This is a genomic window from Pseudomonas morbosilactucae (assembly GCF_023241715.1).
In the GTDB taxonomy this organism is placed as follows: domain Bacteria; phylum Pseudomonadota; class Gammaproteobacteria; order Pseudomonadales; family Pseudomonadaceae; genus Aquipseudomonas; species Aquipseudomonas morbosilactucae.
Genome location: NZ_JALQCW010000062.1, coordinates 1 through 16,995 on the forward strand (window position 1 = coordinate 1; position 16,995 = coordinate 16,995).

A 16,995-nucleotide genomic window follows, 5' to 3' on the forward strand; every position below is an offset into this window, starting at 1 on the left:
CGGCTTGCCGGCGATGGGGGCCTCAAGCCCTGCGCTGCCTACAAATACGCGATCGCTGGCAAGCCAGCTCCTACATCCACGCCATCACCCGTAGCCACCCGGCGCATAACGGCCAGGCAAAAAAAGACCGTGGTGCACGGGGGCGCCACGGTCCAAGGGGAGCTCGGGGTTATTGCTGGATGACGCTGGCCTGGTTGGCCGAGCCGAACTGTTGCACCACCGCGGTCTGGGCCTGGCGCCCTGGTCGACGCTGGCGATGTTGCCGGTGCCCGCCTGGGTGACATAGGCCAGGTTCAGGTTGTCGGCCTGCTTGACGCTGATCTGGTTGCCGTCGCCTTGCTGGGAGGTGTACGCCCGGTTGTCGCTGCCTTCCTGATTGAACTCGACGCTGTTGCCGCTGCCGTTGCTGCTGCCCTGGGCCAGGTTGGCGGTGCCGCGCTGGTCGGCCACCAGCAGGTTGTCGCTGCCGTTCTGCTCGAAATACAGCTCGTTGTAGCTGTCAGCCTGGCTAGTGCTGGCCTGGTTGCCGGCGCCGTTCTGGTTCAGTTGCAACTGTTGGCCGACGCCATCCTGGGTCAGGTTGGCCACGTTCTGTTCGCCTGCCTGTTGGATCACGGCACGCTGGGCCGTGCCAAACTGGCCACCGCTCTGCGGGCCTTTCCAGTTGCTGGCGTAGACCTTGTTGCCGGTGCCGCTGGCTTGGGCGCTGAGGCTGTGCTGGGTGCCACTCTGGTAGGTGTAATGCACGTTGCCGCTGCCGCTCTGGTAGAGCGCCAGGGCCGAGGCGGTGGATTGGTACTGGTCGGCATACACCAGGTTCTGGTCGCCGCTTTGCAGCACGTGGGCGACGTTGTCGGCGCCGAAGCTCTGGTCGATCACCCCTTCGTTGCTGGTGCCGTACTGCTGGAGGGTGGCCAGGCTCGCGGTCTGGCCGTCTTGCCAGACCTCGGTGGCGTTGTAGTGCCCACTTTGGTTGATCGCCACCTCGCCCCCCAGGCCGGCGCTCTGCTGGCTGTAGGCGTAGTTGCCGTCACCGGCCTGGTACACGCCGATCTGCCCGTTGACGTGGCCGATCTGCTCCGCGGTGCCGTAGTTGAGGTTGCCGAACTGCATGACCATCGCGTTGTTGGCCATGCCTTCGGCCAGTTGCTCGATATTCGCCTCGTTGCCGTCGCCGAACTGCAGGGTCTTGCCCTGGCTGCCTGACTGGGATTCCTGATAGACGAAGGAGAAGTTGCCGCTGCCTTGCTGCTGTTGCTGCACCAGGTTGTTCTGGCCCACAGACTGGCTGGCATGGGCCGTGTTGAAGCTGCCGGCCTGTTGCTGGTCGATGTGGCTGGTGCTCTCGAACAACTGCTCGGCGTACCCGGCGTTGTACTCGCCGCCTTGCAACTGCTGGATGCTGGCGGTGGCGTTGTCTTGCAGCGCCGCTGCGTCATTGCCTTCACCTTGCTGCACCTGCACGGCGCTGCTCTGGGGGGCGCTGAACTGTTGCACGTCACCGATATTGGCCGTGCCGCTCTGGTCCTGGGTGGACAGGCTGTCGTCCGCCAGGGCCTGGGCGCTGATCACCACCAGGATGGCGGCGGCGAGGGGTTTCAAGCTGAACATGGTGTGACCTCCAAGGGGTTTGGCTTAGCGATACTGCTGAACCGAAACGCTCATACCGTTGCCTGACTGAATCACGGCGCTTTGCAGCCCCGAGCCGGCCTGATCGATGCTGGCGTTGTTGTTATTGCCGTTCTGGGAAATCTCGGCGCGGTTGCCGCTGCCGCTCTGGGTAATGGCGGCGCTGTTGCCGTAGCCCTGCTGGTTGATCAGGGCCATCAGGTCGTTGCCGCTTTGCAGGATGTAGGCTTCCTGGTTGCTCCCCGACTGCACGATGCGTCCCAGCAGCGACTGACCGTCCTGCTGCACCCGCGCCTGGTTGGCCTGGCCGTTCTGCAGCACCAGGGCCTGCTGGCCGGCGGTCAGCGCGGGCAGTTCACCGAGGTCGGCGCCCTGCACCAGGTCGTCGTTGTCCATCAGGTCGTCGGCCCGGGCTGCCCCACAGGACACACCGGCCAGCAACATCAGGCACAGCAGGGCGGGGCTCATCAGGGCATGCATGGCAGGCTCCTTGATCGGGACGCTGGGCTGGCCCCGCCGGCAGTCAGCCGGCGGGGCCAGGGCTCAGAGGGACGTGACCGGTACCGTGCGCTGGGTCCCCTGGGAGGTGCGCAGGGTCGCGGTGGGGTTGGCCGACGGCACGATCGCGGTGGTGTTGTTCACCTGCAGCCGCCAGCGTCCGGTCACCGGCACCGTGGTGCTGCCCAGGGTCACCACGCCGCTGGGGGTGGTCACCTGGATGGTCACGGTGTTGCCGGTGGTCACTGACGAGGTGCCGGCAAAGTCCCAGTTGAAGCGGTTGTTGGAGCGCGCCTGGACCGTTGCGGTGGTCACCGTGAAGGTTTCCGCCACCGGCCTTGGCGAGACTTGCACCGTCACCGTGGCTGGGGTGGAAAGGGCGCCGAAAGCGTCCCGGGCGATGTAGGTGAAGCTGGTGGTGAAGGCCGTGGTCACGGTTGCCGGCGGGGTGTAGGTGATCGCCGTGCCGTTGTTGGCCACGGTGCCGCGCCCGGCCGGTGGCTGGGTCAGGCTGGCGACGGCCAGGGGCACGTTGGCTTCCGGATCGGTGTCGTTGGCCAGCACGTTGATCGACAGGGCCACACCCAGGGTCGCTGCGCTGTCATTGACCGCCACCGGTGGCCGGTTGGGCGCGATGTTGACCGTCACCGTGGCGGCCGTGGAGGCCAGGCCTTTGATGTCTTGGGCCTTGTAGGTGAAGGTCGCCACCAGCGGCGTATTGACCACGGCCGGCGGGGTGTAGACCACCGAGGTGGTGCCGTTCAGGGTCACCGAGCCAAGCCCGCTGGCCGGCTGCGTCAGGGCGGTGATGGCCAGCGGCGTATTGCCGTCCGGGTCACTGTCGTTGCTCAGCAGGTTGAGGGTGATGGGCACCCCGAAGCTGGTGCTGCCGCTGTCGGCCACGGCGATCGGCGCCTGGTTCGGGCCGATGTTGGGCGCCGTACCGACCACCACCACCGGTTCGCTGTCGCTGCCGCCGGCGGCGGATTTGACCGTGACGCTGGCGGGTGGCTGGGTCAGGCCGGCCACGGTGAGGCGTTGCAGGGTGCCGACCTTGGACAGCCGACCGTAACCCTGGGCGACCATGTCCGGCACCAGCACTTCATCGCTGGAGCTGGCTTCGATCAGCAGGCTCTGGTTGCTCCAGCTGTAGCGCGCGGTCTGGATTTTCACCAGGTCGGTGAGCTTGCTTGAGGCCGAGGTCGGCCGGGTGCTGCCCCCCGGGTTGCTGGCGGTGACCACCACCACCGGCGGTGGCGCGCCATTGATCAGGTGCTGGGCGAAGAACAGCCCATTGTTGTCACCCGTGAGCGGGGTCAGGCAGGGCGAAGGCGGGGTGCCGGGCACCAGGGCCACGGTCTCGCGAAAGCACAGGCTGGCACCGACGCCGGCATTGGCGAACACCTCCAGGCGGGTGCCGGCGGACGTCCGGCGGTAGCTGGTGCGGCCGATGTCCACCGGGGTCTGGGCCCGGTTGTCGAGGACCTTGCCAGACACGTTGAACAGGCTGGTCTCCAGGGTGCCGGCCGGGCCCTGGATGCGGATGAAGTTGGTGCCGTTGGGGCTGCCGGTCACGGGTTCGGTGAGGTTCGGGTCGCCGACGTAGGTTTCCACCGCGCCGGTGTCCGGGTTGACCTCGGTGTAGGGCCCGTTGAGGCTGCGCAGGAAGGGCCCGATGTCTCCGGCCACGGCGCCGCTGAAGTTGCCCGGGGCGCCGATGCCGATGTCCCGGGTCATGTTGATGGCCCGCCGCCCGGGGGTGGTGACGTTGAAGGTCTCGACGCCATAGGGGTGGGTCACGGTGTAGGTGCCGGCCACCGGCACCGAGATGCGGATGCGGATCCGCGCAAAGCTCTGCTGGTCACCGTCCACGGGGTTTTCGGAGGCGAACGCAGCTTCGATCCCGGCGACGTAGGCGTCCAGTTCATAACCGCTGTTGCCCACCGCAGGGATGCTGGTTTCTGCGAGGAACCAGAATGCTTCCGGCGGCCAGTTGTCGGGGAAGACCATGGGTTGGGTGTCGTCGAAGATGTCCGGTTCCGGCAGCAGGGTGCACATGTAGGCCGGCGGCACGCTGGGCGCCACCCGCGAGCTGGCGGCCCGGGACTGGCACAGTTCCATGGACAGCTGATTGGTGTCCCGGTACCACATGGGGAAACGTCCAGTGGCGGCGGTGTAGGGGCCGGGGTCGACGGCGTCGAGGGTGGCAAAGGCGCTGCCGGACAGCGAGAGAGTCAGTCCCAGGGCGTTGAGCGCCAGGCGTGGCCAAGTATTCATGATGCCTCCTGATGGGTATCCGGGCCGTGGGCGAGTCATGGCAGGATGACCACTTCTTCGATATCGCTGCCGCCGTTGGACGAGGTCACCTTGACCTTGGCGGCGGGATCGGCGAGAGGCCGGTGGCCAGGGTTTTCACGGCGCCGCTACCGCTCAGGGCGCCGATCGCCGTGCCGCTGACCGAGGTCGCGGTCAGCACCGGGGGTGAGGTTTCGTCGCTGGTGGAGGCCACCAGGGTCAGTTGTCCGGAACTCAAGCTGTACTCGGCCCGCTGGATCACCACCAGGTCGGTCAGGGCCATGGGCAGGGTGGTGGGGGTGCTGGTGGCGATGGCCAGGTGGTTGTCGGCGGTGACCTGCAAAGTGCTGGGCAGGGTCGGGTTGGCCGACGACTGCACATACCAGTTGCCAGTGGTGTCGGCCTCGGTCAGGGACAGGGCCGGCGTGGCGCTGCTCAGGGTCACTGTGGCGGGGGGCGGCGGGGCCAGGGCGAACACGTCCTGTTGGGCCACCGGCGCACTGCTGCCGGGTTGCCGCGAGTAGGTGCTGCGCTGGGTGATCAGCGGTGTGGGCCGGACCACCGCCGACAGCTTGCCGGACACGGCGAACAGGGTGGTGCGCAGGTCCAGGCCGTTGGGCCCTTCGATGCGCAGGTAGTTGGTGTTGAACGGGCTGCCGGTGACCGCTTCTTCAAGGTTCGGGTCGCCGATGAACTGTTCGCTGGCGCCGGTCTGCGGGTTGATCTCGGCATAGGGCCCGTTGACGCTGCGCAGGAACGGCCCGACATCGCCGCGCAGGGCGCCGTCGTAGGTTTTCGCCGAGCCGATGCCGATGTCCCGGGTCATGTTGATGGCCCGGCGCCCGGCGGTGGTGACGTTGAACACGTCGACCCCGTATGGGTGAGTTACCACGTAGGTGCCGGCGGTGGGCACATCGACGCGAATCCGCACCCGGGCAAAGCTGATCTGCTCGTTGTCGGCCGGCAACCCGCCGCTGAACGCCGCCTCGATGGCGGTGCCGTAGGACAGGTTGATGCCACGGGCCGCATCGACGATGGCGGCGTCGGCGGTAAACCAGAACGCTTCGTCGGGAAAATTGGTGGGAAAGACCAGCGGTTGGTTGTCGTCATAGACCCCCGGGGCCGGCAGCAGCGCGCACATGTAGGACGGTGCACCGGCGGCCCCGGGAACCCGCGAGCTGAGGTTTTTTGACAGGCATAGATCCAGGACTCGACCGTGGCTGTCCTGGTACCAGGCGGCAAACGAGCCGTTGCCGGCCAGGTAGGGACCGGGGTCGACGGCGAACAGGGCCGCCTGCAGCGGTCCCTGGGCGAGGCTGGCCAGGACCAGCGCAGATGCGGTTTTTGACAGTAAAGAGTGCATGGGTGGGCCCTCTGGCAATCGACCTGCCCCGGGGGGATGGGTCAGTTGGGGGGACTTCGGCAACTTCCATACCAAAGCTCGGAAAACACCCCGCAAGGCCCGTAATAGACGCGTTGTCTCGGCGAGCGCCGGGCTGGGCCGGCCCTTGGCAACGGGCCACAACCCCCAGGATTGGGGGCAGGTGGGGGGCGCCGGGCGGTGATGGCAAAGGGCCCGGCTTGGGCTATAACCCAATAGGCAATCTCGAGAGCTGGCCACCATGAACATGCCCCTGAACACGCCGCCGCAGCCACAAGGCACCGCGACCGCGGCTCGCCCTGGCGAGCCGTTCAATTTGCTGCGCTGGTTCTCCCTGATCAGCCTGGGGATCATCGGCACCGTGGCTGTGGCGTTGGGGGCGGTGTCCACGCGTTTCGTGATCCAGGAAAGCGTCGAGCGCGATGCCTTGCTCACTGCCCAGTTCATCCAGGCCATTGCCTCGGCCGAAGTGCGCCATGTCTCGATCCCCAATGTACGGGGCATGGGCGACTTGCTCGACCCGCGCCAGGACAGCGACTTTCCCGAGGTCGACCCCCTGGCCCGGGCGGCGGCCCGAGGTGAGTTCCTTGACCATATCGAGCACCTGCCGGACGTGCTGCTGGCCAATATCTATGCCCCCGACCGCACGGTGATCTGGTCCACCAACCCGGCCCTGATCGGCACCCAGATCCACGCCGATGAAGACCTGGACCGCGCCTTCAGCGAGAAGATTCCGGTTTCGGCCAGTTACCACAACGTCGACAAGGCGCGCATGGAACAGAAGTTCATCACGCCGCCGAACATGCTGTTTATCGAGAACTACATCCCGCTGTTCGATGCCGACGGGCGCAACGTCACCGCCATGGTGGAGATCTACAAGGAGCCCCGGGACCTGATCAACCGCATGCAGCGCGGCCTGGTGCTGATCTGGGTGGCCACGGCCCTGGGCGGCGGCCTGATTTACCTGGGGCTGTACTGGATTGTGCGGCGTGCCGCGATCCTGCTGGCGACCCAGCAGAAGCAACTGGTGACCAACGAAACCTTTGTCGCCCTGGGGGAGATGTCCTCGGCGGTGGCCCACAGCCTGCGCAACCCCCTGGCGACCATTCGTTCCAGCGCCGAGCTGGCCCTGGAGTTCGACAGCGGCGCGGCACACAAGAACATCAACGACATCATCAGTCAGGTCGACCGCATGTCGAACTGGGTGCGTGAACTGCTGCAATCCTTGCGGCCGCTGACCGACGACCCGGAGCCGGTGAACCTGGTGGCGGCGATCCACGACAGCCTGGCGAGCTTTGAAGTGCAGATCGCCCGCTCTGCCACCCGGGTCTGTTTCAAACCGTCGCTCACGCCCCTGGTGCTCAGCCAGCCGGTGCAGCTCAAGCAGATTCTCAACAGCCTGCTGGCCAATGCCCTGGAAGCCATGGGCCGTGAAGGCACCTTGAACATCGAGCTGCAGTCCCTGGACGAGCACAAGGTCAGCCTGACCCTCAGTGACAACGGCAAGGGCATGAGCGAAGAGCAGCGGCGCATGGCCTTCCGCCCGTTCTTCACCACCAAGCAGGGTGGGTTGGGGGTGGGCTTGGTGCTGGTCAAGCGGATCATGGAGCGCTTCGGCGGTGGGGTCGCCCTGGGCAGCGTCGAGGGGCAGGGCACCTGCGTGCACCTGACCTTCAAGCGTGTCCCCGAAAATCGGGTGTGAACTGTCCCCGGTTCCGGGTGCCATTCCCCAGTCGTGAATACCGGGCGCTCTCAATGCTTTTATAAGCAATTGATTAATAACTGAAATTCATCTTTGTAAAATGCCGTTACAAGTCTGGCGAGGTAATTGCTCAAGAGCCTTTACCCCTTTTCAGACTGTGAGGCGGCCAATGATGAACAGCACCCTGCGCAACCCCCTCGGCAGGCTGACGCCGTTGAGCGTGTTTCTGGCGATGACCCTCGCCACCAGCGGCGTTCGTGCCAGCCCCATCGACGACGTCAATCAGCCGGAACCGTCCGACCCATCGGCCTTCCAGGATGAGCCGGCGGATAAACCGGCGGCCCTGAACGCCATCCTGCTGGCCCCGGAGGCCAACGAAGACGCCCTTGACCTGCCGGATGGGGTCAAGGGCAGCAAAGACGTGACGCGCACGGAAAACAGCGTGCCGCTGCAGCAGCAGACCAGTTTCAACTACCCCACCAATGGCCGGCCCAGCCCGATGTTCGGCGCCCAGCCGTTCAGTCAGCAACTGCTGCTGTTCGAGGAATTCGGCCCGGAAAAACTCGACCCTGCGACCCCTGCCGCGCCCCTGGCATTTCCGCCTGCGGCGATTGGCCCGGCACCCGAGCAAGACCCCAACAGCGCCGCCCGCAGCGCGCCGCCCAGTGCGGCCCTGGATGCCTTCCTGCGCCAGCCTGGGCTGACGCCGTTCCCCAGCCAGTTCTCCAACGTGGTGGACCGCAACCCCTGGCAGGCGCAGATCGAGTACTTTCTCAACCGGCGCATCGGCTCGTCGGCGGAAGGCCGGCCACCGGGAAAAGGCTGGTCGCACCAGCGCTGGAACGAGTTCTACCCCCAGGCGGCCTACAAGACCGTGCAGACCGGGGTGCGGATCAATCGCGGCCTGCGTGACGCTCGGCAGATGCACGGCTACGCCCTGGGTGAGTTTGGCCCTGGTGGCCTGTACCACAACGTCGCCGGGGTGCCGGTCACCGATGGCACGGCTAAGGGCGTGGACCCGCGCTTCCACCCCAATATGCCGGTGCAGAACCACAACTCGGTGTGGACCTTCGACGGCACCCTGCCGCCCAAGCTGTTGATGGTGCGTTACGGCCAGCCGGTGCTGATGCGCCATTACAACGGCCTGCCCATCGACCCGTCGCCAACAAGGGCTTCGGCCTGCACACCATCAGCACCCACGAGCACAACGGCCATGCCCCGGCGGAAAGCGACGGTTATGCCAACGCCTTTTTCTTCCCCGGGCAGTATTACGACTACCGCTGGCCGATCCAGTTGGCCGGCTACGACAGCATCAACACCAGCGCCCAGGACCCGCGTGCGGCGTTTCCTTGCGCCCCGGGGGAAACCCTGTGGGTCAACGACACCAACCCCGGGCGCAAGACCTGCGACAACGGCAGCATCAAGATCCGCGGCGACTGGCGCGAGACCATGAGCACCCACTGGTTTCACGACCACATGCTCGATTTCACCGCGCAGAACGTCTACAAGGGCAACGCGGCGATGATGAACTACTACAGCGCCCTGGACCGCGGCAACGAGTCGGTGAATGACGGCGTCAACCTGCGCCTGCCCAGCGGCAACGCCTTGCCCTGGGGCAACCGCGACTACGACGTCAACCTGGTGTTCGCCGACAAGGCCTGGGATCAGGATGGCCAACTGTGGTTCAACCCCTTCAACACCGACGGCTTCCTCGGTGACCAGGTGCTGGTCAACTGGCAGTACAAACCCTTCCTTGACGTGCGTGCCCGCAGCTATCGGCTGCGCATCCTCAACGGTTCGGTGTCGCGCTACTTCAAGCTGGCCCTGGTGCGCGAAATCAAGGGCAGCAGTGGCGAGTTTCCCGGGCCCAAGGGCTCGGGCCTGAGCTACAGCCGGGTGCCGTTCCACATGATCGCCAACGACGGCAACCTGATGGAACACGCGGTGCCGTTCGACGGCAGCATGGACCTGGACGCCGACGGCGATAAGCAGAACCACAACGCCATCCTGCCGACCCAGGGCATTGCCGAGCGCTTCGACCTGATCGTCAATTTCGCCAAGAACGGCATCAAGCCGGGCGACAAGCTGTTCGTCATCAACCTGCAGGCCCATGCCGATGGCAAGGGACCCATCGAGCCGATTCCCCTGGCCGATGTGCTCTCGGAGAAATACCTGGCGGTGATCAAGCAGACCAGCAAGGGCCCGATGTGGGACAAGGGCGACCCGGCGGTGGGCAAGTTGCTGCAGTTCAACGTCAAGGCCTACACCGGCCAGGACCTGGCCATGAACCCGGCAGACTACGAACCGGCCAAGCCGGGCAAGGCCGAGGGCAAGGTGATGATCCCGCTGAAGATCCATCGGGCCAACGCCGCCGACATGGCGCTGCTGGCCAAGGCCCGGCACCGGACCTTTGTCTTCGGACGCTCCGACGGCACTGACGCGGCGCCCTGGACGGTCAAGACCGACGGCGGTTTCGGCTACCACATGGACCCTCGGCGCCTGAACGCCTCCACCCAGTTGGCCAACGGCCCCACGGACGCCGGTTGGTCCGGCTTCGGCACCCTGGAAGTGTGGAACATCAAGGCCGGCGGCAAGGGCTGGAGCCACCCGGTGCACGTGCACTTCGAGGAGGGCATCATCCTCAGCCGTGGCGGCAAGGCTCCGCCGGAATGGGAAAAATGGGCGCGCAAGGACGTCTATCGCATCGGCTCCGAAGCCGACGGCCTGGACAGCGTCGAACTGGCGATCAACTTCCGTGAGTTCGCCGGGACCTACATGGAGCACTGTCACAACACCCAGCACGAGGACAACTCCATGCTGCTGCGCTGGGACCTGGAGAAACCCGGGCAGTTGCAGTTGATGCCCACCCCCTTGCCGAGCTGGGATGGCGTGCGCTACGTCAACTCTGCGGCGCTGCCGACCTTCCGCAGCGGCGACGGCCTGGGCCCGCAAGTCACCGTGAAGCCATGAGTGGCCAACGTTCGGCCATGGCCCTGGACCGGGCACCGGGGGGGCTCCTGGGCCTGACTCTGGTGCTGCTCCTGATGCTCTGCCTGCTCAGCAGCGCCCAGCGTCCATCCGCTGCGGCGCCGCCCGTCGGCAGCGCCACGCCCTGGGGGCGGGACTACTTTCCCAACACCCTGCTGACCGACCAGGACGGCCAGACCCTGCGCTTTTTCGACGACCTGATCGCCGGCAAGGTGGTGGTGATCAACTTCATCTTCACCGGCTGCGGCGACTCCTGCCCCCTGGAAACCGCGCGCCTGCGCCAGGTGCAGAAGCTGCTGGGGGAACGGGTGGGCCAGGACATCTTTTTCTACTCCATCAGCATTGACCCGCTGTCCGACACGCCGGCGGTGCTCAAGCAGTACGCCGAGCGCTTCAAGGTCGGGCCGGGCTGGCGTTTTCTCACCGGCGACGTCGAGCAGATCACCGAATTGCGGCACAAGCTCGGGCTGTTTATCGAGGGTGTGGACAACGGCCGCAACAAGGACCACAACCTCAGCCTGATCATCGGCAACCAGGCCAGCGGCCGCTGGATGAAGGCCTCGCCCTTCGAGAACCCATGGATCCTCGCCGACCAATTGGCCAACACCTTGCACAACTGGAAAGAGCCCAGCACCGAACAGAGCTACGCCGATGCGCCGCAGATCCGCCCGCCGAGCACTGGCGAGGAATTGTTCCGCACCCGCTGCGCCTCCTGTCACAGCCTGGGGCCGCAAGACGGCCAGGGCCTGGGCCTGCGTGATATCGGCCCGGACCTGCTGGGGGTGACCGGCCAGCGCGACCCGGATTGGCTGCGGCGCTGGATCAAGGAGCCCGACCGCTTGCTCAAGGAGCAGGACCCGCTGGCCGTGGAGTTGTTCGCCCGCTACAACCGGGTGCCCATGCCCAACCTGCGGCTGGACGACACTTCGGTGACGGCGATCCTGGATTTTCTCCAGGCCGAGAGCCAGCGCCAGCAACCGTCGGTCGGTGCTATGGCCACGGGGGCCGGGGGCGGTGGAACGCGGCCCGATCCCGGTGGGCCGGGAGCGGCTGGGGTGCAGTAGCGGCAAAATGGCATTACAGGCGGTCGCGCCGTTCACAATCCGTCCGACGCGGGTGAACGGGGTGAACTATAAGGTTTTACCAAAAGCATCGAGGAACGCCTCCCATGCAGATGCTCAAGACCGAACAAGGAGCCACGCCGTCGCCGACGGCCGCGCTGCATCGCTGGCATGGACGCTTCAACCTGCTGCGCTGGTTTTCCGTGGTGAGCTTTTTCATCATTGGCGCCGTGGCCCTGGGCTTGGGGTATATCTCCACCCGCTTTGTGGTCACCGAGAGCATCGAGCGCGATGCCTTGCTTACCGCTCAGTTCATCCAGGCGATTGGCGCGGCCGAGGTGCGCCACGCGGCCATCAGCCCCAACCGGACCATGGGCGAGCTGCTGGACCCACGGCAGGACGAGGCCTACCCGGACGTCGACCCGCTGTGGCGCGCGGCGGCGCGCAATGAGTTCCTCGATCACGTGGAGCACCTGCCGGACATTCTCCTGGCCACCGTGTATGCCTTGGACCGCACGGTGATCTGGTCCACCAATCCGGAGTTGATCGGCGTGCGCATCGTCGACGATGACGAACTCGACGAGTCGTTCGAGATGAAGGTGCCGGTGTCCTCCAGCTACCACCAGATCGACGAGGAGCGCCCCGAGCAGCAACTGCTGCGCGAGCCCCAGTACCTGTTTATCGAGAACTACATCCCCATGTTCAACGCCGACCAGAGCAAGGTCATGGCCATGGTGGAAATCTACAAGGAGCCGGCCGACCTGGTGCAACGCATCCAGCGCGGCTTCAAGCTGATCTGGCTGGCGACCCTGCTAGGCGGCGCGCTGATCTACGGCGGCCTGTTCTGGATCGTGCGGCGCGCCGCGCAGATGCTGCAGAGCCAGGAGAAACAACTGATCACCAATGAAACCTTCGTCGCGTTGGGGGAGATGTCCTCGGCGGTGGCCCACAGCCTGCGCAACCCGTTGGCGACCATCCGCTCCAGCGCCGAGCTGGCCCAGGAAGTGGCCAGCCAGCCGGCGCAGAAAAACATCGGCGACATCATCAATCAGGTCGATCGCATGTCGCGCTGGGTGCGCGAGCTGCTGGTGTCGCTGCGGCCGGTGAACGACGAGCATGAAGCGGTGGACCTGGTGCTGGTCATCGACGATACCCTGAATGCCTTCGAACCGCAGATCAAGCGCTCCGGGGTCCAGGTGCGCTTCACGCCCCAGGGCTTCCCGCCGGTGGTCAGCCAGCAGGTGCTGCTGACGCAGATTCTCAATAGTCTGTTCGCCAACGCCCTGGAAGCCATGCCCAAGGGCGGCACCCTGACCATCGACATCGAACCCCAGGCTGGAGGGCGCTTGCTGATGGTGCTCAACGACAGCGGTAAAGGCATGACCGCGCAACAGCAGCAGATGGTCTTCAAGCCCTTTTTCACCACCAAGCAGGGCGGGCTGGGAGTGGGCTTGGCGTTGGTCAAACGCATCATGGAACGCTTTGACGGCTCGGTCGAACTGACCAGCCGCGAGCAGGAAGGAACCCGTGTCTGTCTGAACTTCAAAGTGGCATCGGGAGGGGAATATGGAGCACAGCATACTGCTGGTGGAGGATGATGAAATCCTCGCCGAGAACATCCAGACCTATCTGCAACGCAAGGGCTTCGAGGTCAACGTCTGCCATTGTGTGGAAGACGCCCTGGAGCAGTTGGAAAGCTGCGCGCCGGACGTGGTGCTGACCGACAACTCGCTGCCGGGCATGAGCGGTCACGACCTGATCCAGAAGCTGCGCATCAGCGCGCCGGATCTGAAAGTGATCATGATGACCGGCTACGGCAACATCGAGGACGCGGTGGTGGCGATGAAAGAGGGCGCCTTCCATTACGTGACCAAGCCCGTGGCGCTGCCGGAACTCAAGCTGCTGCTGGACAAGGCCCTGGCCACCGACCGTCTGGAGCGCACCCTGTCGTTCTACCAGGAGCGCGAGGCGCAGAAGTCCGGGGTCCAGGCGTTGATCGGCGACTCGTCGGCGATGCTCGACCTCAAGGGCACCATCGGCCAGTTGCTGGCCGCTGAACGGCGCATGCCCAACAGCGACTTGCCGCCGGTGCTGGTGGAAGGCGACACCGGCACCGGCAAGGAACTGGTGGCCCGTGCCCTGCATTTCGACGGCCCGCGGAGCAAGGGGCCGTTTATCGAATTCAACTGCGCGTCGATCCCTGCCAACCTGCTGGAATCGGAGCTGTTCGGCCATGAAAAAGGCGCCTTCACCGACGCCAAGGACCGCCGCCTGGGGCTGGTGGAGGCGGCCGACGGCGGCACCCTGTTCCTCGATGAAGTGGGGGAGATGGACCTGCTGCTCCAGGCCAAGCTGCTCAAGCTGCTGGAGGACCGGACCATTCGCCGGGTGGGTTCGGTGAAGGAGCGCAAGGTCGATCTGCGGATCATCAGCGCCACCAACTGCAACCTGGAACAGATGGTCCAGCAGGGCAAGTTCCGCCGCGACCTGTTCTTCCGCTTGCGCATCATCGCCATCAAGGTGCCGCGCCTGCAGGCCCGGGGTTCCGACATCCTGTTGCTGGCCCGGCACTTCCTGGCCCAGCACGGCAAGCGCTACGGCAAGCCCAACCTGCGCTTCAGCAGCCAGGCCGAGGACCTGATGCTGGCCTACAGTTGGCCGGGCAACGTGCGCGAACTGCGCAACATGCTGGAGCAGACCGTGCTGCTGGCGCCGAGCGAGGTGATTGCCGCCAGCCAGCTCAATGTCTGCTACGGCCTGGTGGACGAACCGCTGCCCCAGCGCGAAGTGGCCTTTGCCGAGCCACGGCCGGTGTACAACGAGATGGACAGCATGAACCTGCCCGAAGTGGAGCGCGACATGGTGCGCAAGACCCTGGACCGCACCGACTGGAACGTCACCAAGTCCGCGCGGTTACTGGGCCTGAGCCGCGACATGCTGCGCTACCGGATCGAAAAACTGGGCCTGATGCGCCCCGATAAACGTCAGTGGTAGGCGGCGCTACGGGTTCAACTGGGCCTCGCGGCGGCGACAGGTGAGCATGCAACTGGGGTCCGGCACTTCGCTGTCGACGTAAACCCCGCGCTGGCGGTCGTAGGTGCGGATAAACACCCGCAATTGCTGGTCGGCCAGCACCGGCACCCGGGAGTTGGCGAAGTCATGGGGCTCGCTGATCACCACGAAGTTCTCGGGCATCGCGGGTTCGTAGGGTTGGGGCGGTGCCGAGCCCAGGGGCTGGGGCTCGGGGTCCGAGAAAATCGGCGGCAGGCTGTAGTCGGGGCTGTCGTAACGGGCTTCGGCGGCGTGGCCGGTGGCGGCGAACCCCAGGCAGCAGAGCAGGGCCAGCAGCTTCGGATCAAGACGAATCATGGCGCACCTTTGCAGGGTTCCCTGCGGCACAGGCGAGATCACCAATTTAGCAGGCTGGCGCTGAGGCCCCGGGATATCCGCTGGCCGGTGCAGCCATGCCTGCCCGGATGCCGGCGAGGGCGGGGTTGAAGCCGCCATCGCCGATCATCCGGCGGGTGTGCCGTCGACGCCTCAGAACTGCTCGGCGTCCAGCTCGAACAAAGGGTCACTGCCCGCGCGGATGCTCTGTTCCAGGCTGAGGATGCGCGGCAGCAAACGGCTGAAGTAGAACCGCGCGGTGGCCTGCTTGGCGCCGTAAAACGCCGGGTCGGCACTCCGCTGTTGTTCGGCGACCTGGGCCATGCGCGCCCACAGGTAGGCATAGGCCACGTAGCCGAACAGGTGCAGGTATTCCACACAGGCGCTGCCAATGGCGTGGGGGTTGAGGCGTGCCTGTTCCTGCAGCCAGTCGCTGAGGCTTTCCAGGCGCTGCACCGCGTCCAGCAACTTGCTGCTGTAGGCCGCGCCGGCCTGCTGGGCGTAGTCGCGGATTTCCCCGGTGAACAGGCGCAGGGCCACGCCGCCGTTGCCCACCACTTTGCGCCCCAGCAAATCCAGGGCCTGGATGCCGTTGGTGCCTTCGTAGATCTGCGCGATGCGCACGTCGCGCACCAGTTGTTCCTGGCCCCATTCGCGGATGTAGCCGTGGCCGCCAAACACTTGCTGGCCGTGCACGCAGCTGTCCAGGCCGGTGTCGGTGAAAAACGCCTTGGCCACCGGGGTCAGCAGCGCCACCAGGGCTTCGGCGTTGTGCCGCTCCTGAGGCTGGTCGGCGAATTTGGCCAGGTCCAGTTGTTGTCCCACGTAGCTGGCAAAGGCGCGGCCGCCTTCGGTCATGGCTTTCATGCTGAGCAGCATGCGCCGCACATCGGGGTGGACGATGATCGGATCGGCCACCTTGTCCTTGGCCACGGCGCCGGCCGGGGAGCGGCTTTGCAGCCGTTCCCGGGCGTAGGTGCGGGCGTTCTGGTAGGAGGTTTCGGCGCAACCGATGCCCTGGATGCCGATCGACAGGCGCTCGTAATTCATCATGGTGAACATCGCCGCCAGGCCCTTGTTGGCCTCGCCGATCAGCCAGCCGGTGGCGCCGTCGAAGTTCATTACGCAGGTGGCCGAGGCCTTGATGCCCATCTTGTGTTCGATGGAACCGCAGCCTACGGCGTTGGCCGCGCCCAGGGCGCCGTCCTGGTCCACCAGGATTTTCGGCACCAGGAACAGCGAGATGCCCTTGGGCCCGGCGGGGGCGTCCGGCAGCTTGGCCAGCACCAGGTGGATGATGTTTTCGGTCAGGTCCTGCTCGCCGCCGGTGATGAAGATCTTGCTGCCGCTGATGCGGTAGCTGCCGTCGGCCTGGGGTTCGGCGCGGGTGCGGATAATCCCCAGGTCGGTGCCGGCGTGGGCCTCGGTCAGGCACATGGAGCCGGCCCAACGGCCTTCGTACATCGGCGGCAGGTACAGCGCCTTGAGGGCTTCACTGGCGTGGGCGTCGATGGCCAGGCAGGCCCCGGAACTCAGGGCCGAATACAGGGCGAAGCTGGAGTTGGCGGCATAGAGCATTTCTTCGAACTGCACCGCGAGCATCTTCGGCATGCCCATGCCGCCGTAGGCCGGGTTGCCGCTGAGGCCGACCCAGCCGCCCTGGATGTAGGTGCTGTAGGCCTCTTTGAAGCCTTGCGGCGTGCTGACCTGGCCGGCCTGCCACTGCGCGCCTTCCTCGTCGCCGCTGCGGTTGAGCGGGGCGATCAGGTTGGCGGTGACCTTGGCTGCCTCTTCGAGAATCGCATCGGCGGTGTCGGCGTCCACGGTGTCGGCCAGGGCCGGCAAACGGGCCCAGAGCTTGGGCGCGTTGAACACCTCATGCAGAACGAAGCGCATATCACGCAGCGGAGCGTTGAATTCGGGCATTGCAGGAACCTCGGGCAAAAGGGGAGGTTGAGCGGCCGTGGCCGCGTGAATAAAAAACGCAGACCTCGCCACCTGGTAGGAGCCGGCCGGGCGGCGCTCCGCTTGTCGGCGAAGGGGCCCATAAGCCT

8 protein-coding genes and 3 pseudogenes are annotated in these 16,995 nt (G+C 65.6%); 5 read left to right on the forward strand and 6 right to left on the reverse strand.

Translation table 11 applies throughout. The annotated features are described in order from the left end of the window. Positions 1-169: 169 nt before the first annotated feature. The 4 genes and pseudogenes from M1B34_RS21925 to M1B34_RS21940 all read right to left on the reverse strand — a co-directional run bounded on the left by M1B34_RS21925 (position 170) and on the right by M1B34_RS21940 (position 5,785). Positions 170-1,611, reverse strand: a pseudogene (locus M1B34_RS21925) (curlin). A 24-nt stretch (positions 1,612-1,635) separates the two neighbouring features. Further along, positions 1,636-2,109, reverse strand: a complete 474-nt coding sequence (locus M1B34_RS21930) for a curlin (RefSeq protein WP_268266203.1) — start codon at positions 2,107-2,109, stop codon at positions 1,636-1,638. A gap of 63 nt (positions 2,110-2,172) precedes the next feature. Then, a complete protein-coding gene (locus tag M1B34_RS21935; RefSeq protein ID WP_268266204.1) occupies positions 2,173-4,404 on the reverse strand; it encodes an Ig-like domain-containing protein in 2,232 nt (743 codons plus the stop codon). A gap of 35 nt (positions 4,405-4,439) precedes the next feature. Beyond that, positions 4,440-5,785: pseudogene (locus M1B34_RS21940) on the reverse strand (hypothetical protein). 265 nt (positions 5,786-6,050) lie between these two features. Between M1B34_RS21940 and M1B34_RS21945 the strand changes: the two are divergent. The 5 genes and pseudogenes from M1B34_RS21945 (at position 6,051) to M1B34_RS21965 (ending at position 14,548) form a co-directional block, all read left to right on the forward strand. Continuing rightward, on the forward strand, positions 6,051-7,505 hold the full coding sequence (locus tag M1B34_RS21945) for a sensor histidine kinase (protein ID WP_268266233.1): 1,455 nt from the start codon (positions 6,051-6,053) through the stop codon (positions 7,503-7,505). A gap of 172 nt (positions 7,506-7,677) precedes the next feature. Beyond that, positions 7,678-10,475: pseudogene (locus tag M1B34_RS21950) on the forward strand (multicopper oxidase domain-containing protein). Then, positions 10,472-11,557, forward strand: a complete 1,086-nt coding sequence (locus M1B34_RS21955) for an SCO family protein (protein WP_268266205.1) — start codon at positions 10,472-10,474, stop codon at positions 11,555-11,557. Before M1B34_RS21950 ends, M1B34_RS21955 begins: the two are co-directional and overlap by 4 nt. A 104-nt stretch (positions 11,558-11,661) precedes the next feature. Then, complete coding sequence (locus M1B34_RS21960) at positions 11,662-13,152, forward strand: sensor histidine kinase (protein WP_268266206.1); 1,491 nt, start codon at positions 11,662-11,664, stop codon at positions 13,150-13,152. Next, the gene (locus tag M1B34_RS21965; RefSeq protein ID WP_268266207.1) at positions 13,121-14,548 is read left to right on the forward strand and encodes a sigma-54-dependent transcriptional regulator; all 1,428 of its coding nucleotides are present in this window, start codon (positions 13,121-13,123) and stop codon (positions 14,546-14,548) included. Before M1B34_RS21960 ends, M1B34_RS21965 begins: the two co-directional genes overlap by 32 nt. 6 nt (positions 14,549-14,554) lie before the next feature. Here the strand turns inward: M1B34_RS21965 and M1B34_RS21970 are convergent, their stop codons facing one another. Together M1B34_RS21970 and M1B34_RS21975 are read right to left on the reverse strand one after the other, a co-directional pair. Beyond that, positions 14,555-14,923, reverse strand: a complete 369-nt coding sequence (locus M1B34_RS21970; protein WP_268266208.1) for a hypothetical protein — start codon at positions 14,921-14,923, stop codon at positions 14,555-14,557. A gap of 171 nt (positions 14,924-15,094) precedes the next feature. Continuing rightward, the gene (locus tag M1B34_RS21975; RefSeq protein ID WP_268266209.1) at positions 15,095-16,867 is read right to left on the reverse strand and encodes an acyl-CoA dehydrogenase C-terminal domain-containing protein; all 1,773 of its coding nucleotides are present in this window, start codon (positions 16,865-16,867) and stop codon (positions 15,095-15,097) included. Between the last annotated feature and the right edge of the window lie 128 nt (positions 16,868-16,995).